We start from the raw sequence: 19976 nt of genomic DNA, 5'->3' as shown, positions 1-19976 counted from the left end.
AATATTTGAGCAGCCTGCAATATGCAATTCCCTTGCAGGAGCGCCGCCCGGGCTGCTCCTACAGGGGGCGCGCGACCAAATCAGGACTTTTTGGCTGCAGCCTTGGCTTTTGCACCGCGCTGACGCTGAGCCTCGAACAGGCACACACCCGTTGCCACGGATACGTTCAGACTGCTGACGCTACCCGCCATCGGCAGGTTGACCAGATAGTCGCAATGCTCGCGCGTCAGACGGCGCATGCCTTTGCCTTCAGCGCCCATGATCAGGATGGTCGGGCCGGTCAGGTCCTGGTCATAAATGCTGACCTCGGCCTCGCCTGCTGTGCCGACAACCCACAGGCCGCGCTGCTGCAGTTTCTCCAGGGAGCGCGCGAGGTTGGTCACAGCCACCAACGGAATGACTTCCGCTGCGCCACAAGCGACTTTTCGTACAACCGGAGTCAAGGTAGCCGACTTGTCCTTCGGCACGATGACCGCTAGCGCACCGGCCGCATCGGCCGAACGCAGGCAGGCGCCGAGGTTGTGCGGATCCGTCACACCGTCGAGCACCAGCAACAGCGGCGCGCCTTCGGTGCGATCCAGCAATTCATCAAGCATTGCCTCGCCCCAGACCTGGCTCGGGCTGACTTCAGCCACCACGCCCTGGTGCACGCCTTCGACCCAGGCGTCCATTTCACGGCGCTCGGCCTGGCCCACCGCGACGCGGTTTTCGCCGGCCAGCTCGACCAGGGTCTGCACCCGCGGATCGCTACGGCCTTCGGCCAACCAGATCTGCTTCACACGTTTTGGGTGATGACGCAGCAATGCTTCCACGGCATGCACGCCGTAGATTTTTTCCAACTGACTCATGACTTGGCCTTAGGTTTACGTGCCCCGCCGCTCTTGGCTGGAGCGGAGCCCGCCTTTGGCGGACCCTTGCGGTGTTTGGTCGGCTTGCTGGCGCCAGACTTTTCAGTGGTCGAACGCCCGGACTTACCACCGACCGCTGCTTTGCCACTGCTTTTTGCTTCGGCGAGCAAGGCCTGCTTCATTTCCCGGCTTTTGCGCACTTCGGCGTTTTTCGCCGCAGCATCGCTTGGACGGTAGGCATCCGAGGCCTTTTCCTTGGCTGGGCCGCGACGACCGCCTCGCTCTGGCGCAGGTTCCGCTGCCGTTTTGGCTGCCGGCGCAGTGGTCTCGGCGCCACGTTTTTTGCGACCGATCGGTGCGCTAATGGTTTTTTCTGCCATCTCGAAGTCGATCTTGCGCTCGTCGAGGTCGACACGCATGACCCGCACTTCAACGGTATCGCCAAGACGGAAGCTGCGACCGGTACGCTCACCCGCCAGACGGTGATGCACAGGATCGAAGTGGTAGTAGTCGCCCGGCAAGGCGGTGACGTGAACCAGACCCTCGACGTAGATATCGGTCAGTTCAACGAACAGGCCAAAACCGGTCACTGCAGTGATCACACCAGGGAATGACTCACCCACGCGATCCTTCATGAACTCGCACTTGAGCCAGTTCACCACGTCACGAGTGGCTTCGTCGGCACGGCGTTCACTCATCGAGCACTGCTCGCCGAGTTGCTCCAGCGTCGCCTCGTCGTACGGATAGATGCGCGCTTTCGGAATGGTCATCGCGCCAGCACGTTTGACGTGCGGGGTGTCCATTTTCGAGTGTATGACACTGCGAATCGCCCGATGCGTGAGCAGGTCCGGGTAACGGCGAATCGGTGAGGTGAAGTGGGTATAGGCTTCGTAGTTCAGGCCAAAGTGGCCCTGGTTATCAGCGCTATACACCGCCTGGCTCAGGGAGCGCAGCATCACGGTCTGGATCAGATGGAAGTCCGGACGATCCTTGATGCTGGCCAGCAGAGCCTGGTAGTCCTTCGGCGATGGGCCGTCCTTGCCTTTGTGCAGGGACAGGCCGAGCTCGCCAAGGAAGGCGCGCAGTTTTTCCAGACGCTCCGGCGGCGGACCATCATGGACCCGATACAGCGCAGGGATTTCGTGCTTTTTCAGGAATTCGGCAGTGGCCACGTTGGCCGCCAGCATGCACTCCTCGATCAGCTTGTGGGCATCGTTACGCACGGTCGGCCGAATTTCGGCAATTTTGCGCTCGGAGCCGAAGATGATCCGGGTTTCCTGGGTTTCGAAATCGATCGCACCGCGTACGTGACGGGCGCCCAGCAACACCTTGTACAGCGAGTAAAGCTGCTTGAGGTGCGGCACTACGTCGGTGTATTCGCCACGCAATTGGCGTGCCTGGGTGGTTTTCGGCTGCTCGAGCATGGCGCTGACCTTGTTGTAGGTCAGGCGTGCGTGAGAGTGGATAACCGCTTCATAGAAGCAGTAGTCGGTCATTTCGCCGGATTTGGAGATGGTCATCTCGCAGACCATGGCCAGGCGATCGACATGTGGGTTCAGCGAGCACAGGCCGTTGGACAACTGCTCAGGCAGCATCGGTATCACACGCTCGGGGAAGTACACCGAGTTGCCGCGCACCTGGGATTCCGCATCCAGCGCTGAACCGATCTTCACGTAACTGGAAACGTCGGCAATCGCCACGTACAACTTCCAGCCGCCGGAGAACAGGCGCAGCTTGCCTGGCTTGGACTCGCAGTACACCGCGTCATCGAAGTCGCGGGCATCTTCGCCGTCGATGGTGACGAACGGCAGATGGCGCAGGTCGATGCGCTTCTCTTTGTCCTTCTCTTCAACTTCCGGCTTGAGCTTGGCCGCTTCCTTGAGCACTGCCTCAGGCCAGACGTGGGGAATATCGTAGGTGCGCAGGGCAACGTCGATTTCCATGCCCGGCGCCATGTAGTTACCCACGACCTCGACCACATCGCCTTGCGGCTGGAAGCGCGGTGTTGGCCAGTGAGTGATCTTCACCTCGACGAACTGGCCGATCTGGGCGCTGGCATTTCGACCCGGGGTGACCAACACTTCCTGCTGGATCTTCGGGTTGTCGGCAACGACGAAACCAATGCCACCTTCTTCGAAATAACGACCGACGATGGTTTCGTGGGCACGCGATACCACTTCGACAATCACACCTTCACGGCGACCGCGACGGTCCAGGCCGGAAACCCGCGCCAGGGCACGGTCACCATCGAACACCAGGCGCATTTGCGCCGGGCTCATGAACAGGTCGTCACTGCCGTCATCCGGGACCAGGAAGCCGAAACCGTCACGGTGACCGCTGATGCGGCCCAGGATCAGGTCGAGCTTGTCCACGGGTGCGTAGGTACCACGGCGGGTGTAGATCAGTTGAGCGTCGCGCTCCATGGCGCGCAATCGGCGGCGCAGGGCTTCGATCTGGTCTTCGGTGGTCAGACCAAACTCTTCGACTAGCTGCTCGCGAGCAGCAGGCGAACCACGATCAGCCAGGTGCTGAAGGATCAGTTCGCGGCTAGGGATAGGGTTTTCATATTTTTCCGCTTCACGAGCGGCCTCGGGATCGAGGGACTGCCAATCGGCCATTAGAGAGTTTTCACCTTGTCTATATGCGGGTTAGTTTGGCATACGCGTATTGAAACGGGAAATTTCGGGCTATAGAAGCCGTTAAAAGCCCCTTCCCACCTCAGACGCATGCACCGCCTGGCACCATTTAGCAAAATTTACCTGTTTTTTTGATGACAGGGGTTTACAGTTAATTTGTCGCTCCGTATAGTGCGCGCCATCGACGACGGACAACGTTGCCGATGCTGCCCAGATGGTGAAATTGGTAGACACGCCAGCTTCAGGTGCTGGTGACCTTACGGTCGTGGAAGTTCGAGTCTTCTTCTGGGCACCAATTTCGAGCTTGAGATTAGTTCAATTTCAAGGCTCACACAAAAACCCGCGAAAGCGGGTTTTTGCATTTTCAGCCTCTGATAAATATTTATCAAATCAGGGGTTTACAGATCAAACAGTGCTCCGTATAGTTCGCCACATCAACAGCGGCAACGTTGCTGATACTGCCCAGATGGTGAAATTGGTAGACACGCCAGCTTCAGGTGCTGGTGACCTTACGGTCGTGGAAGTTCGAGTCTTCTTCTGGGCACCAATTTCAAATTCAAGGTTACGATCTTGAATCTCACAAAAACCCGCGAAAGCGGGTTTTTGCGTTTCCGCCCTCCTGAAAATACCCGCCCTTGCAGGAGCGGTCGCCCGCGAAGAACGTCAACGATAACGCGTACATCCGGAATGCCAGTGGCGCTCTCGGGTTCTACGCGAGCAAGCTCACTCCTACAACAAGCAGTGCCACCACGCAAGGCGCACTTGAGAAACAATATCGTTTATCATTGTTGCAAGTTTTTGCAATGCGACAGTGAGGAACCCTGCGAATGATGTTTCGAAATACCCTGCGCCGCGGCCTGACCATCACGCTGCTGGGGCTGACCCTGGCCTCCCCGCTTACCCAGGCCGCCGATCCGGTTTCCCTGACGCTCTACAACGGTCAGCACAAGGAAGTCGGCGACGCCGTCGCCAAAGCCTTCGAAGCCAAGACCGGAATCCACGTCAACGTTCGCAAGGGCAGCAGCAACCAGCTCGCCAGCCAGATCGTCGAAGAAGGCGACCGCTCCCCCGCCGACGTGATTTACACCGAAGAATCCCCACCCTTGAACAAACTCGGCGAACAGGGCCTTCTGGCCAAGGCCGACGACGCCACCCTCGCGGTGCTGCCCAAGGACTACGTGGCCAGCAACGGCACCTGGATCGGTGTGACCGCCCGAGTCCGTGTCGTCGCCTTCAACCCGAAACTGATCGATGAAAAAGACCTGCCCAAGTCAGTGATGGAATTTTCCGATCCACAATGGCAAGGCAAAGTCGGTTTTGTCCCTACCAGCGGCGCGTTTCAGGAGCAAGCCGTAGCAATCATCAAGCTGCACGGCAGGGAGGCCGCCGAGGAATGGCTGACTGGCCTGCGCGCATTCGGCAAGACCTACAGCAACAACATGGTGGCGCTGAAGGCCGTGGAAAACGGCGAAGTGGCCACGGTGCTGGTCAACAACTACTACTGGTTCGCCCTGCAACGGGAGAAAGGCCAGCTCGACTCCAAGCTGCACTATTTCACCGGTGGCGACGTCGGCGGCCTGATCACCGTATCCAGCGCTGCCGTGCTCAAGTCCAGCAAGCATCCCCAAGAGGCCCAACAACTGCTCGCCTACATGGCCAGCGAAGAAGGCCAGCGGGTGATTACCCAGACCACTGCCGAGTACCCGCTGCACAAAGGCATGGAATCGGATCGCGGACTCAAGCCATTCAGCGAGCTGGAAGCGCCGAAAGTCACGCCGGCCAACCTTGGCAACGCCGAAGAAGCCCTGGAGCTGGAACGTGAAGTTGGCTTGAACTGATGAGCGCATTGCTGCCCGCCTCCGTCTCGCGCCCAGGCTTTGTCCCCGGGCGCAAAAGACCTTCGATCTGGCTGCTATTGCCGGTACTGCTATTGGTCTGCCTGAGCCTCTTGCCGCTGCTGTACGTTGGCCTCAAGGCCTGGCAGGCGGGCTGGGAGGAGGCGGTGCACCTGTTATGGCGGCCGTACGTGCTCGGCCTGCTGCGCAACACCCTGCTACTGATGCTCGGTGTCACCATCGCCAGCGCATTGATCGGCCTGTCACTGGCCTGGCTGCTGGAGCGCAGCAATCTGCCCGGCCGGCGTCTGTGGGGCGTGATCCTGTGCCTGCCGTTCGCCGTTCCGGCCTTCGTCAGCAGCTTTACCTGGGTGTCCCTGAGTGCCAGCTTCGAAGGCCTGGGCGGGGCGATACTGGTGATGACCCTGTCCAAGTACCCGCTGATTTTCCTGCCGGTGGCGGCCACCCTGCGCAATCTCGACCCAGCCCTTGAAGAATCGGCGCGCACCCTCGGTCTGAACCGCTGGGGCGTGTTTTTCAAAATCACCCTGCCATTGCTCTGGCCCTCGCTGCTGGCCGGCGCCTTGCTAATTGCCCTGCACATGCTGGTGGAATTCGGCGCCCTGTCGATCATCGGCCTGCAAACCTTCACCACAGCGATCTACCAACAGTTCGAGCTGGAATTCAGCAACGCCAACGCCGCGATGCTCTCTGCCGTGCTGCTGGCGCTGTGCCTGATGCTGTTGTGGCTGGAGTTGCGGGTGCGCGGCAAGGGGCGCCATGTGCGAATCGGCCAGGGCGCGGCACGGCACGCGGAGCAGGTTCGACTGGGTGCCTGGGCGCCATTGGGACAGCTCTACTGCCTACTATTGACGGTCATCGGCAGCGGCATCCCCTTGGGCATGCTGGTGTACTGGCTGGCGGTCGGCTCCTCAGCGGCATTCCCTGTGGCAGCCATTGGCGAGGCGCTGCTGTCTTCGCTGGCGCTGTCCCTGGGCGGCGCCGCGCTGTGCCTGGTGCTGGCGGTGCCGGTCGGCCTGTTGGTGGTGCGCTACAAGGGACGCCTGGCACTCTGGGCAGAACGCTTGCCCTATCTGCTGCACGCCCTGCCCGGCCTAGTGATCGCCCTGACCCTGGTGTACTTCGCCCTGCACTATGTGCCGGCGCTGTACCAGACCTCGGCCCTGCTGCTGATTGCCTACGCGCTGCTGTTCCTGCCCCTGGCCCAGGCACCGATCCGCACCGCCCTGAACAAGGCCGCGCCGCAACTGGAAGAAGCCGCCCGCACCCTCGGCGCCTCATCGTTTACCGCGTTTGTCCGGATAACATTGCCGATTATCTTTCCAGCGCTCGGCGCAGCCTTTGCTCTGGTGTTTCTCGATGCGATGAAGGAGCTGACAGCCACCCTGCTGTTGAGCCCGACCGGTCTCAACACTCTGGCGACCGAAGTCTGGGCGCATACCGCCAATGTCGAATTCGCGGCAGCGGCGCCCTATGCAGCGCTGTTGATTCTGGTATCCGGGTTGCCGGTGTATCTACTGACGACGCGGATGTATTTGAGCCGCTGAAATCGCCTTCGCGGGCGGCGAAAGGGTCGGCACTCACAACCGATCAAGCCCTGAACTGGCCCAGGCTCGCTTTCAACTGCGCTGCCAGACCGTCCAGCACCTTGCCGCTGGCGGTGGTCTGCTCCACCGCCTGGGCAGCCTTCTCGGCCTGGGCATGGATGGTCTGCACCCGCCCACGCACTGCTTGCGCGCCTTTGGCCTGGTGCTCTGCCGCCTGAGTAGCCAAACCGATGGCCGCATGCACCTGCTCGACCGACGCCTGGACTGACTGCTGCAGCCGCGCACTGTCGCGCAACACCAGCAGGCCTTCGCTAGCCTGGCGTCCAGCCTGACCAATGGCCGCCACTGCCTCACGAGCGCCCTGCTGCAGCGCACCGATATGCGCCTGAATGTCGCCGGTGGAACTTTGCGTCTTGCTCGCCAGCGCGCGAACCTCATCCGCCACTACCGCGAACCCACGTCCGGTCTCACCGGCCCGCGCCGCTTCGATGGCGGCGTTGAGCGCCAGCAGGTTAGTCTGCTCGGCGATCCCATGGATCACCTCTAGCACCACCTCGATCTGCTCGCTCTGCTGCGCCAAGCGCTCGATCACCTTGGCCCCGGTGTCTACCTGCCCGGCCAGAGCTTCGATCAGGCTCCCCACCTGTGCAGAAGTGCGGGTGTTTTCATCAGTGGCCTGGCGAATGTCCACCACTTGCTGCAAGGCCGCCTGCATGGCCTGGCTTTCAGCCTGTGCTTCGTCAGCCATTCGCGACAACGCCTGAAGGCTTTGCGCGACTTCATCACGCTGGGTTTGCGCCGCTGCGTCAGCCCCGGCATTGCGCTGGGTCAGCGCACCGATTTCGACTCCGGTACGCAGGGCCACATCACCCGCCTCCCGCACGATGGGCTGCAACTTGTCGACAAAGCGATTGACCGCCGACGCCATGTCACCGATCTCGTCCTTGCTGTTGATTTGCACGCGCTTGGTCAGGTCGCCCTCACCTGCCGCCAGATCATCCATCGCCACGATCAGCAACTTCAGACGATTGACCACCCGCCGCCCGAGCACCACAGCCAGCAGCAGCAACACCCCGCAGCCCACCAGTGCCAGCGCCAGGCCGATCCGCCAGCGCAAGGTCGCAGCAGCCTCCTGCACGGTACTGGCGGTATTGGCCTTCATTTCAGTTGCCGTCGATTGCGCCGACTGCAGACGGGAACGCATGGCGGTCGCGCTATCAGCCGCAGCGCCCTTGAGGCTATCGCCGACCAGTTGATCGCTACTGGCGATTAACGCCGAGAAGCGCTTGTCGAGCGCCACCAGGTCAGCCTCCACGGACGCCGTGGACACTCCCATCAAGACCTTGCCGATTTCCACGCCATTGGGATTGATCGATGCCTCGACGTAATACACCGAAGGATCGTTTTTCGCCGCATCCAGCACCTTGTCCAGCGCCCGCTCGCCCCGGCCCTTTTCCAAAAGGGCCTTATTGATCGGATTTTCGCGATTGAGGTAGCGCGTCAGATGCTGACCAGTGGCGTCGTCGTACACCACAAACAGCACGTTGGGATTGCGCTGGGCGCGGCGGGCGAATTCGGACAGGGTCGGAACGTCGTTGTCCCACATGGCCCTGGGTGCAACCGATGCCAGGAGTTGCGCCATGTCATTGGCAGAGTCCTTGAGGTCCTTTTCCAGCGTGGCACGCAGTTGCGCCTGCTCGTCTTCCAGTCGCGAGGACAAACCGGTTGTCAGGCGTTGTCGAGTGCTGGTTGAGAGGCTGTCGAGGCTTGAGGTGACTTCACGCCCGGCCTGCTCCAATTCGCCAGACAGCTTCTGGCTATCAGCGCCAAGGCGCGATGCCAGATCCGCCTCCAGGGCCGTCACGGTGCTCCGGGTAAGGGCGACAGCCACCACGACCTGCACCAAAAGGGCGATACCAAGGGTAACGAACACGGGCCGCAATAGACGGCTTTGTAACAGTGAGAGAACGGCAGACACGGTAAATCCCCCTGCTTCGGTGCTATTAAACTGACAGCACTCGCGAAGAGATAAACACAGCAAAGGTCATGCCGCCCGGCAGGCAGAAACGACAAAGGGCCCTTTGAAGGGCCCTTTGTTTTTTACATCAACAACTTATCAAGCGAACGGGTGACGCAGAACGATGGTTTCGATGCGGTCAGGACCTGTCGAAATAATGTCGATCGGCGCGCCGATCAGCTCTTCGACACGCTTAATGTAAGCACGGGCGTTGGCTGGCAGCTCTTCCAGGGTCTTGGCGCCCACGGTCGATTCGGTCCAACCCGGCACTTCTTCGTACACCGGCTGCAGGCCGACATAGCTGTCAGCGTCAGTCGGGGCAACGGCATTGCCTTCTGCGTCTTTATAGCCGACGCAGATGTTGATGGTTTCCAGACCGTCGAGCACGTCCAGCTTGGTCAGGCAGATGCCCGAGATGCTGTTCACATCGATAGCGCGACGCAGGATAACGGCGTCGAACCAGCCGCAACGACGGGCGCGGCCAGTGGTTGCACCGAACTCGTGACCTTGCTTGGCCAGGTGCGCACCGACGTCATCGAACAGCTCAGTCGGGAATGGACCCGAGCCTACACGGGTGGTGTAAGCCTTGGTGATACCCAGGATGTAGTCCAGGAACATCGGACCAACGCCCGAACCGGTAGCAACGCCGCCAGCCGTGGTGTTGGAGCTGGTCACGTACGGGTAGGTGCCGTGGTCGATGTCCAGCAGGGAACCCTGGGCGCCTTCGAACATGATGTCTTTGCCAGCACGACGCAGGTCGTGCAGCTCGGCGGTCACGTCCAGCATCAGCGGCTTGAGCAGCTCAGCGTATTGCTTGCACTCGGCCAAGGTCTTGTCGAACTCGATGGCCGGCTCTTTGTAGTAACCCACCAGCATGAAGTTGTGGTAATCCACCAGCTCACGCAGTTTGTCTTCAAAGCGCGGCATGTTGAGCAGGTCGCCCACACGCAGGCCACGACGTGCAACCTTGTCTTCGTAAGCCGGGCCGATGCCGCGACCGGTAGTACCGATCTTCAGCTCGCCACGGGCCTTCTCACGCGCCTGGTCCAGCGCAACGTGGAAGGACAGGATCAGCGGGCAGGACGGGCTGATACGCAGGCGCTCACGCACCGGTACGCCTTTCTCTTCCAGCTTGGTGATCTCGCGCAGCAGGGCGTCAGGTGCAACCACCACGCCATTGCCGATCAGGCACTGCACGCCTTCGCGCAGCACGCCTGACGGGATCAGGTGCAAGACGGTTTTTTCGCCGTCGATCACCAGTGTGTGGCCAGCGTTGTGGCCACCTTGGTAGCGCACTACGGCGGCAGCATGTTCGGTCAGCAGATCAACGATCTTGCCTTTGCCCTCATCACCCCATTGGGTGCCCAGGACTACGACATTCTTACCCATAACACTTGTCCTCATTCGCGCAAACTTGGTGCCGGCCACGGCCGGCAGGAAAACTCAAGAGGCCAGTGGCGATACTTGCCAAAGCCCGTTCTGCTGGATCAATTGCCGGTCGCAGTCCGCATCACGGGCGGCGGCCAAAGGCTGCCCAGGCAAGGCCTGGACAACACGCTGACCCTCACTGCGCAACTGGCAAACCTGCTGCCAGAGTGCCGCATCCGTACTGTCAGGCATCCAGATACCGCCAGACGGTAGCTCGATCTCAGCACGCCCCAGGGTCACCAGGGTTTTCAAATCGGTGGAGAAGCCGGTTGCCGGACGGGCACGACCGAAGTCGGCGCCGATGTCGTCGTAACGACCGCCCTGGGCAATGGACTGGCCAACGCCCGGGACGAACACGGCGAACACCACACCGGTGTGGTAGTGGTAGCCGCGCAGCTCGCCCAGATCGAAGTACAGCGGCAGCTCGGGGAAGCGCACGGACAGACGCTCGGCAATCGCCAGCAAATCATCCAGAGCGGCGATGACCGGCGCCGGCGCATGGGCCAGGCGCTCACGGGCTGCAACCAGCACTTCGCGACCGCCACACAGTTCGACCAGCGAGCGCAGCATGCCTGCCAGACCAGCCGGCAAGCCTTCGGTCAGGGTAATGACCTCGTCGATGGCCTTGCGTTGCAGGGCATCGAACAACTGCTGTTCGACTTCACCGGACAAGCCAGCCGCACGAGCCAGGCCACGATAGATGCCGACATGCCCTAGGTCCATGTGCACGTCCGGCACATCGGCCAGTTGCAGCATGGCCAGCATCAGGCTGATCACCTCGACGTCGCTGCTAGGACTGGCATCGCCGTACAACTCGGCGCCCAGCTGGATCGGGCTGCGCGAGGTCGACAAGGCACGCGGCTGCGCATGCAGCACGCTACCGGCATAGCACAGGCGGCTCGGGCCTTCACGACGCAAGGTGTGCGCATCGATGCGCGCCACTTGCGGCGTGATGTCGGCACGGAAGCCCATCTGCCGACCCGATTGCGGGTCGATGACCTTGAAGGTGCGCAGATCGAGGTCCTGGCCTGCGCCAGTGAGCAAGGATTCCAGGTACTCAATATGGGGAGTCACGACAAACTCGTAACCCCAGCTCTGGAACAGATCCAACACCTGGCGACGCGCTACTTCAATGCGCGCCGCCTCCGGTGGCAGTACTTCTTCGATGCCATCTGGCAGCAGCCAGCGGTCTACCGTTGCCATTACGCCATTCCCCTTTGATGCGGGCGGCCAACCCTAGGGCGAGCCTTGAGTGAAGCAGAAAATGGTCGGGGCGTTCAAAACACACGCGCAAGAACGACGCAGCGACACGCCGGTTTCCGGCCTCGCCAACCACTTTCCTCGAAAAACTGTCGGGCCATTCAACCCGATGTTCTGCAGCAAAAACAACAATCAAACGTGCAGACGCAAAAAAGCCGGGAATTTCCCGGCTGCCGCATCATACACACGTTTTCCCAAAGGATCACCCCACCCGATGCTTTAGCCGCCGGGCGGAGTGATTCAGGTCAACGTCGTATCAAGGCTTGGCCTTTTCCAGGTAACGGAAGAAGTCGCTGCTTGGGTCGAGGACCATGACGTCGGATTTGTTCGCGAAGCTTTCACGGTAGGCGCGCAGGCTACGGTAGAAGCCGTAGAACTCCTGGTCCTGGCCGTAGGCCTTGGAGTAGATCGCTGCAGCCTGGGCGTCACCATCACCGCGAACCTCTTCGGATTCACGATAGGCTTCAGCCAACAGTACGCGGCGCTGACGATCAGCGTCAGCACGAATGCCTTCTGCCAGCTCGTTACCCTTGGCGCGGTGCTCGCGAGCCTCACGCTCACGCTCGGTGCTCATACGCTCGAACACGCTGCGGTTCACTTCTTTCGGCAGATCTATGGTCTTGACCCGAACATCGACGACTTCGATGCCCAGCTCTTTTTCCGCCATCTTGTTCAGCGAAGCGGTGATATCCGCCATCAGCGCATCACGCTCGCCAGACACCACTTCGTGCAGGGTGCGCTTACCGAACTGGTCGCGCAGGCCCGACTCCAGACGGCGCGACAAACGCTCGTCAGCAATCTGCTTGAGGCCGGAAGTCGCGGTGTAGAAGCGCTCGGCATCTTTCACTCGCCACTTGGCATAGGCATCGACCATGACCGCTTTCTTTTCCAGCGTCAGGAAGCGCTGTGTCGGTGCGTCCAGTGTCATCAGGCGTGCGTCAAATTTACGCACCTGGTTAACGTAGGGCACTTTCACATGCAGTCCCGGCTGGACATCAGCCTGGACCACTCGACCGAACTGCAGCAACACCGCGCGCTCGGTCTGAGCCACGATGTAGAAGCAGTTCCAGGCAGCGATCGCCACGACGACGCCAACAATAAGGGCGATCAGCGATTTATTGCTCATCAGCGACTCTCCCTGGTACGTGCTTGCTGTTGCTGCAGATCGGCTGCGGCACGCGTATTCGCTTCATTGCTGCTGGCTGCGGTATTGGTCGCCGGAGCGCTGGTGCTGCGGCCACTGTCGATCATCTTGTCCAGCGGCAAGTAGAGCAGATTGCTCTGGCCATTCTTGTTGCCGGTCACGAGGACTTTGCTGGTGTTGCTGAAGACTTCCTGCATGGTGTCCAGGTACAGACGCTCACGGGTCACTTCAGGGGCCTTGCGGTATTCGGCGACCAGTTTGGTAAAGCGGTCAGCCTCACCCTTGGCGCGGGAAACCGTTTCATCGCGGTAGCCGTTGGCATCTTCGATGATGCGCTGGGCCTGACCACGGGCTTCCGGCACAACACCGTTGGCGTAGGTTTCAGCCTGGTTGCGCGAACGCTGCTCGTCTTCACGGGCGCGGATCACATCATCGAAGGCTTCCTGGACTTCACGCGGTGCCGCTGCGCTCTGAACGTTGACCTGGGTGACGGTGATACCGGTGCGGTAGGTATCGAGGAAGCGCTGCAGACGCTCCTTGATCTCGCCGGCCATCTGCTCACGACCTTCGGTCAGCACCTGGTCCATGGCGGTCGAACCCACCACATGACGCAAGGCACTGTCGGTCGCGTGCTGCAGGCTGATTTCCGGCTGGTCGACGTTCAGCACGAAGTCCTGCAGGTTGCTGATCTTGTACTGCACGGTCAGCGGTACTTCGACGATGTTCTCGTCTTCAGTCAGCATTTGACCCTGCTTGGTGTAGGCACGCTCACGCGTGACGTTTTCCATGTACTTCTTGTCGATCGGCGGCAGGTAGATGTTCAGGCCCGGGCCAACGGTCTCGTAGTACTTGCCGAAGCGCAGCACCACGGCTTGCTCCTGCTCGTCGACGACGTAGACCGCGCTGTACAGCCAGACAGCTGCCAACACGACAAGGCCCAAGCCGAGCAGGCCGTAACCGCCGCCCTTGCCTGACTTGCCGCCGTCATCACCACCACGTTTGTTGCCACTACCGAACAACCCATTCAGGCTTTCCTGCAGCTTTCGGAAGGCCTCGTCGAGATCTGGTGGACCCTTGCGATCGCCGTTATTACGGCGCTTGCCACCCCAGGGATCCTGATTATTCGAGTTGCCACCCGGCTCATTCCAAGCCATAGCGCTCTCCATCTGATAAAGCAAAGACGCACCCACGGCGCGCCGACCAATGCTACAGAATGCCTGTCACAGCGGCACAACCGCTTTTTCAGGCTTTTATTGCAAAGTGTGTTGCTCGATGAATTCCAGCGGCTGCATTCCCTCGCGGCTCACCAGTCGATTGAGTTCGACTCGTGGCAAACGAACGGCCAGCAAACAAGTGCCTTCTTCGTCGTGTTCTTCTTTCTGTACGGCACCCAGCTCAAAGAACTGTGCACGCAGTCGAGCAAAACGCTGCGGCAAGCGCAAGGTGCCGACAAACAAATCGCCACCCAGCAACTCGGCTATTGCCTGCTCCAGCAGTTCCAGACCGCTACCGTCGCGCGCCGAAAGCCATACCCGCTGGGGCTTGCCGTTCTCGTCGCGCTGGATTTGCGGCTCAACGCCATCCAGCAAATCGAGTTTGTTATAGACCTCGAGGATCGGCAAGTCCTGGGCACCAATCTCGCCCAGTACCACCATGACCTGCTCGATCTGCAACATCCGATCAGGCTCGGCCGCATCGATCACGTGCAGCAGTAGGTCGGAGTTGCTCGACTCTTCGAGCGTAGACCGAAATGCCTCGACCAGCTTGTGCGGCAGATGACGAATGAAACCCACGGTATCTGCCAGCACAATCGGCCCCAGGTCGTCCAGTTCCAGACGGCGCAGGGTCGGGTCAAGGGTGGCAAACAGCTGGTCGGCAGCGTACACGTCCGACTTGGTCACGTTATTGAACAACGTGGATTTACCGGCGTTGGTATAGCCCACCAGGGACACGGTTGGGACATCCGCGCGCGTACGGCCACGTCGCGATTGCTCGCGCTGGCTGCGCACCTTTTCCAGACGACCTTTGATCTGACGCAGGCGAACCCGCAGCAGGCGACGGTCGGTTTCGAGCTGGGTCTCACCCGGGCCGCGCATGCCGATACCACCACCTTGACGCTCAAGGTGGGTCCAGCCGCGAACCAGGCGCGTGCTCATGTGGTCAAGCTGGGCCAGTTCGACCTGTAGCTTGCCTTCATGGGTACGGGCGCGTTGGGCGAAAATATCGAGAATCAGACCGGTGCGGTCGATCACGCGACACTCGAACACACGTTCGAGGTTACGTTCCTGACTGGGCGTGAGGATGTGATTGAAGATCACCAGATCGGCTTCTTCGGTACGGACCAGGTCGCGCAGTTCCTCGACCTTGCCGCTGCCAATCAGAAATTTGGCGGTTGGCCGATGACGCGGCACGCTAAAAAACGCGACGGTCTCGGCGCCAGCCGAATTTGCCAGTTCCTGAAACTCCTGCGGATCTTCGCGCGCCTCAGGGTCCTGTCCATCCAAGTGAACGAGGATTACCCGTTCACCACCACCGTGGCGCTCAAAGAACAAAGGAGACTCCTATCAGGCGTTACCTGGCTCAGCGTCACCCTGTTCGGATTCGGATGCGCTTGGCAGACGAATTGGACGAACCGGTACCACTGTCGAGATAGCGTGTTTGTAAACCATCTGGCTGACGGTGTTCTTCAGCAGGATGACGAACTGGTCGAAGGATTCGATCGTACCTTGCAGCTTGATCCCGTTGACCAGATAGATGGAAACCCCAACTTTCTCTTTACGTAAAGTATTCAAGTAAGGGTCTTGTAGCGAATGCCCTTTTGACATGTGTCGCACTCCTTTAAGGATTCAATAATAAAAAATAGGTAAACAGAAAGCTTTCAGCCGTCACACCCCCAAGGATAGACGGCAATTGCAAGGACTCAGCTCAATATGGAGACCGATCCCAAGTATTTCAAGGCGCGTGGCAGATTGTCGCAATCGAGACTGTCCAGCCAGTGCAGGTCATCCCAACCGCGCAACCAAGTGAACTGGCGCTTCGCCAATTGGCGCGTGGCGATGATTCCCCGCTCCTGCATCTCGGCTGACGACAGCTTGCCATCCAGGTGATCCCAGACTTGGCGGTACCCTACAGCGCGTATAGACGGCAAACCTGCATGCAGGTCACTTCTTTTGCGCAGGGCTACGACCTCGTCAATGAATCCCTGTTCCAACATTTGTGTGAATCTTTGTTTAATTCGCTCATGCAGTACCTGGCGATTTGCCGGAGCAATGGCCAAGTTTGCGACAGTATAGGGCAATTGTGGGCGTCCCGAAGCGCCTGCTTCGGTACTTTGCGCAGATTGTCGCGCCCGCAACTCAGTCATGCTCTGGCCGCTGACCCGATACACTTCCAGGGCGCGGCTCAATCGCTGCGGATCATTGGGGTGAATTCGCGCGGCGGATACCGGATCGATGAGCGCCAATTGTTCGTGCAGGGCTTGCCAGCCAAGGCGTGCAGCTTCTTCTTCAATGTCCGCGCGAACCTGCGGATCGGCCGCCGGCATTTCCGCCAGGCCGTCAATCAAGGCCTTGTAATAGAGCATGGTGCCGCCCACCAACAGCGGGATCTTGCCGCGCGCGGTGATGTCGGCCATGGCCTCCAGGGCATCGCGGCGAAAATCGGCCGCCGAATAGGCCTCGGCCGGGTCAAGAATATCGATGAGCCGATGGGGAAACTCGGCCAGCAATTCTTTTGAAGGCTTGGCGGTGCCGATGTCCATACCCCGGTAAACCAGTGCCGAATCGACGCTGATCAACTCGCACGGCAGGACCTTGGTCAGCTCGATCGCCAGGTCAGTCTTGCCCGCAGCGGTCGGGCCCATCAGGAAAATCGCTGGAGGTAGTGGGCTCATCAGCGACCGCGCAGGAACAGTTTGTCCAGATCGTCCAGGCCCAGTTGGGTCCAGGTCGGTCGGCCATGGTTGCATTGACCGCTGCGTTCGGTGCTTTCCATGTCACGCAGCAGGCCGTTCATTTCCGGCAGGGCCAGGCGCCGGTTGGCGCGCACTGCGCCGTGGCAGGCCATGGTCCCCAGCAGCTCGTTGAGGTGTGCTTGAATCCGGTCGCTAGTGCCGTACTCCATCAGGTCGGCAAGCACATCCTGCACCAGGCGATTGGCCTCGGCCTGCTTGAGCAATGCCGGAATCTGGCGGATTGCCAGGGTTTCCGGGCCGAGCCGCTGCAGTTCGAAGCCCAGGCGCTGGAACCAACTGACGTGTTCCTCGGCACAATCGGCTTCGCGCTGGCTGACGGCGAGCGATTCCGGGACCAGCAATGGCTGGCCGCTCAAGCCTTCACTGGCCATCGCCACTTTCAGGCGCTCGTACATGATCCGCTCATGGGCCGCATGCATGTCCACCAGCACCAGGCCCTGGGCGTTTTCCGCGAGGATATAAATGCCCTTGAGCTGCGCCAGAGCGTAGCCCAGCGGTGGAATGTCATCCTGACCGGCCGGCAACGCCGTTGCATTGGCCTCCGGTAGCGGCGCAAAGAACTCGCGATAGGCGGCCTGGGCTTCAGCTGCGGGGACGCCCACGGATTGCGGACGCGGACTGTACTGATATTGGAAGCCGGCACCGGCAGCAGAACCAGCGGCTTGGGTGGTATTAAAGGATGGCTGGGCCTGCGGCTGCTCGAGCAGCGCATTGGCCGCCAGGCGCATTTCGCCTTGCGGGCCGAACTCGCCAGCCTCCAGCCCGGTCGGACGCACCATGCCGGTGACCGCCGCTGGCGCCGCCAACTGATCTTCCGGACGGACATCACCCAGGGCCCGATGCAGCGTGCCATAAAGGAAATCGTGAACCATACGCCCGTCACGGAAGCGCACTTCGTGCTTGGTCGGGTGCACGTTGACGTCGACCGCCGACGGGTCCACTTCGAAAAACAGCGCAAAAGTCGGATGCCGACCGTTGAACAGCACGTCGCGATACGCCTGGCGCACCGCATGGGCCACCAGCTTGTCGCGCACGGCACGGCCGTTGACGAAGAAATACTGCATGTCGGCCTGACTGCGGTTGAACGTCGGCAGACCGACCCACCCCCATAAATGCAGGCCATTGCGCTCGATTTCGATCGGCAGCGCCTGCTCGAGGAAGCCCGCACCGCAAATCGCCGCCACCCGCCGGGCACGCGCCGCGTCATCGTGGGCTTCGTGCAAGCTGAGAATAGTCTTGCCGTTGTGGCGCAGGTGGAAGGCCACGTCGAAACGCGCCAGGGCCAGGCGTTTGATCACTTCTTGCAGGTGATCGAATTCGGTTTTTTCGGTCTTGAGAAACTTGCGCCGCGCTGGCGTATTGAAGAACAGATCGCGCACCTCCACCGAGGTGCCCACCGGATGGGCGGCAGGCTGGACCCGGCTGGCCATTTCACGCCCTTCGGTTTCCACTTGCCAGGCCTGATCGGCATCCCGGGTGCGCGAAGTCAGGGTCAGGCGCGATACGGAGCTGATGGATGCCAGCGCCTCACCGCGAAAGCCCAGGCTCATCACCTGCTCAAGGTCCTCCAGGTTGCGAATCTTGCTCGTGGCATGCCGGGCCAGGGCCAGCGGCAAGTCATCGGCAGGGATCCCACGCCCATCGTCACGCACCCGCAGCAACTTCACGCCGCCTTGTTCAACATCCACATCGATGCGCTTGGCGCCGGAATCGAGGCTGTTCTCCAGCAACTCCTTGATCACCGAGGCTGGACGTTCAACCACCTCGCCGGCGGCAATCTGGTTCGCCAGGCGCGGGCTGAGCAGTTCGATGCGCGCGCCGCTGTTCAGGGGCTCGTTCATTCCTTGGCCGCCAGCTCGGAGCCTGGAATATTCAGGTGCTGTCCGATTTTCAGCTCATCGCTTTGCAGGCTATTGGCGCTGCGCAGCGTGGCTGCGGACACCTGATAGCGTACGGCGATCATCGCCAGGGTTTCGCCAGGGCGCACGGTATGATCACGCGGCCCCTGGGCTATTTTTCCAGAGTCGCGCAGCCAGGCGATGTAAGTACCTGGCGGCGGATTCTGCTGGAAGAACTGCCGTACGCCACTGCTGATCGAGCGCGCCAGCGCTTGCTGGTGGCTGGCGGCCGCCAGTTTCGACGCTTCGTTGGCGTTGGAGATGAACCCGGTTTCCACCAGGATCGACGGGATATCCGGGGACTTCAGCACCATGAAGCCGGCTTGCTCCACGCGCTGTTTGTGCAGCGGCGTGACCCGGCCAATGTTGCTCAATACTTTCTGCCCGACGTTCAAGCTGGAGGTCAGCGAGGCGGTCATCGACAAGTCAAGCAGAACGCCGGCGAGCATGCGGTCCTTGTCGTCGAGGCTGACGTTGCCCGCACCGCCGATCAGGTCGGAACGGTTTTCGCTGTCGGCCAGCCAGCGCGCTGTCTCAGAGGTCGCGCCACGGTCGGACAGGGCGAATACCGAAGCCCCGAAAGCGGCCTTCGACGGTGCGGCGTCGGCGTGGATCGAGACGAACAGGTCGGCGCCCTTCTTGCGGGCAATCTCGGTGCGACCGCGCAACGGAATGAAATAGTCGCCCGTACGGGTCAATTCGGCGCGGAAACCTTTCATGCCGTTGACCTGGCGCTGCAGCTCGCGGGCGATGGCCAGGACCACATCTTTCTCACGCTGGCCGCGGGATCCGGAAGCCCCCGGGTCTTCGCCACCATGACCGGCGTCGATGACCACGATGATGTCACGCTTGCCCGCCGGAGCTGGCGGCAACTTGATTGCCGGCTCGGTCGGGGTCACGGGCACAGCCGGCACAGTCGCGACGCTCGGCGTCGGCGCGGGTGCGGGCGCGGCGTCGGCCGGGTTGTCGAACAGATCGACCACCAGGCGGTTGCCGTATTGCGCATTGGGTGGCAACACGAAGCTTTTCGGGGTCACGGCCTTTTTCAGGTCGATGACCACCCGCAGGTCGGTCGGTGTACGCTGCGCCGAGCGCATGGCGGTAATCGGGGTATTGGCGGTGGCAACGTTCAGCGGCGCGCCCAGCACGGCGCCGTTGATGTCGATCACCAGGCGATCCGGAGCCGTCAGGGTAAAGACGCTGTGCTGGACGGTGCCTGACAGGTCGAACACCAGTCGCGTGTTGTCCGGCGCGCGCCACAGGCGAACACTGTTGACCTTGGTCGCGGCCATGGCATCAACGGCCACCGCCGTAAGCAGCATTCCCACGACAGCAACCAACGCGCGAAAGCGCATACCTAACCCCATCA

The 19976-nt window shown here is 60.9% G+C and carries 14 protein-coding genes and 2 tRNA genes; 4 read left to right on the top strand and 12 right to left on the bottom strand.

Translation table 11 applies throughout. The features are described from left to right. Positions 1-80 precede the first annotated feature (80 nt). Both rlmB and rnr read right to left on the bottom strand, forming a co-directional pair. A complete protein-coding gene (rlmB, locus tag NR126_RS15615; RefSeq protein WP_027617540.1) occupies positions 81-848 on the bottom strand; it encodes a 23S rRNA (guanosine(2251)-2'-O)-methyltransferase RlmB in 768 nt (255 codons plus the stop codon). Then, positions 845-3466, bottom strand: a complete 2622-nt coding sequence (gene rnr / locus NR126_RS15610) for a ribonuclease R (RefSeq protein ID WP_256830580.1) — start codon at positions 3464-3466, stop codon at positions 845-847. Before rnr ends, rlmB begins: the two co-directional genes overlap by 4 nt. 226 nt (positions 3467-3692) lie before the next feature. On the opposite strand from rnr, the gene NR126_RS15605 reads away from it, so the two are divergent. The 4 genes from NR126_RS15605 to NR126_RS15590 all read left to right on the top strand — a co-directional run bounded on the left by NR126_RS15605 (position 3693) and on the right by NR126_RS15590 (position 6887). Next, positions 3693-3779, top strand: a tRNA-Leu gene (locus NR126_RS15605). Between the two features lie 165 nt (positions 3780-3944). Continuing rightward, a tRNA-Leu gene (locus tag NR126_RS15600) sits at positions 3945-4031 on the top strand. Between the two features lie 280 nt (positions 4032-4311). After that, positions 4312-5322, top strand: coding sequence for an extracellular solute-binding protein (locus NR126_RS15595; RefSeq protein ID WP_256830579.1), 1011 nt, complete (start codon positions 4312-4314; stop codon positions 5320-5322). Next, a complete protein-coding gene (locus NR126_RS15590) occupies positions 5322-6887 on the top strand; it encodes an iron ABC transporter permease (protein WP_027617537.1) in 1566 nt (521 codons plus the stop codon). Before NR126_RS15595 ends, NR126_RS15590 begins: the two co-directional genes overlap by 1 nt. A 43-nt stretch (positions 6888-6930) precedes the next feature. On the opposite strand, the gene NR126_RS15585 is transcribed toward NR126_RS15590, so the two are convergent. From NR126_RS15585 to NR126_RS15540, 10 genes are all read right to left on the bottom strand, one after another. After that, positions 6931-8865 (bottom strand): methyl-accepting chemotaxis protein, encoded by a 1935-nt coding sequence (locus tag NR126_RS15585; RefSeq protein ID WP_105754006.1) that lies wholly within the window; start codon positions 8863-8865, stop codon positions 6931-6933. Between the two features lie 138 nt (positions 8866-9003). Continuing rightward, positions 9004-10293 (bottom strand): adenylosuccinate synthase, encoded by a 1290-nt coding sequence (locus NR126_RS15580; RefSeq protein WP_027617535.1) that lies wholly within the window; start codon positions 10291-10293, stop codon positions 9004-9006. A gap of 54 nt (positions 10294-10347) precedes the next feature. Next, entirely contained in the window at positions 10348-11535 is a 1188-nt protein-coding gene (locus tag NR126_RS15575) for an ATP phosphoribosyltransferase regulatory subunit (RefSeq protein WP_027617534.1), read from the bottom strand. A gap of 313 nt (positions 11536-11848) precedes the next feature. After that, complete coding sequence (gene hflC, locus NR126_RS15570; RefSeq protein ID WP_256830578.1) at positions 11849-12718, bottom strand: protease modulator HflC; 870 nt, start codon at positions 12716-12718, stop codon at positions 11849-11851. Next, a complete protein-coding gene (gene hflK, locus NR126_RS15565) occupies positions 12718-13890 on the bottom strand; it encodes an FtsH protease activity modulator HflK (RefSeq protein WP_105754007.1) in 1173 nt (390 codons plus the stop codon). Before hflK ends, hflC begins: the two co-directional genes overlap by 1 nt. A 96-nt stretch (positions 13891-13986) precedes the next feature. After that, entirely contained in the window at positions 13987-15288 is a 1302-nt protein-coding gene (hflX, locus tag NR126_RS15560; RefSeq protein ID WP_027617531.1) for a ribosome rescue GTPase HflX, read from the bottom strand. A gap of 12 nt (positions 15289-15300) precedes the next feature. Continuing rightward, entirely contained in the window at positions 15301-15561 is a 261-nt protein-coding gene (gene hfq, locus NR126_RS15555) for an RNA chaperone Hfq (protein WP_007921378.1), read from the bottom strand. A 95-nt stretch (positions 15562-15656) separates the two neighbouring features. Then, entirely contained in the window at positions 15657-16628 is a 972-nt protein-coding gene (gene miaA, locus NR126_RS15550) for a tRNA (adenosine(37)-N6)-dimethylallyltransferase MiaA (RefSeq protein ID WP_027617530.1), read from the bottom strand. Next, on the bottom strand, positions 16628-18550 hold the full coding sequence (gene mutL / locus NR126_RS15545; protein ID WP_027617529.1) for a DNA mismatch repair endonuclease MutL: 1923 nt from the start codon (positions 18548-18550) through the stop codon (positions 16628-16630). The genes miaA and mutL overlap by 1 nt, the downstream gene beginning before the upstream one ends. Beyond that, complete coding sequence (locus NR126_RS15540) at positions 18547-19974, bottom strand: N-acetylmuramoyl-L-alanine amidase (protein ID WP_218187460.1); 1428 nt, start codon at positions 19972-19974, stop codon at positions 18547-18549. Before NR126_RS15540 ends, mutL begins: the two co-directional genes overlap by 4 nt. Positions 19975-19976 lie beyond the last annotated feature (2 nt).

The organism is Pseudomonas sp. Pse1, from assembly GCF_024519635.1.
Classification (GTDB): Bacteria; Pseudomonadota; Gammaproteobacteria; order Pseudomonadales; family Pseudomonadaceae; genus Aquipseudomonas.
Note: the sequence above shows the minus strand (reverse complement) of the source record. Positions and strands in the feature narration are given on the sequence as shown.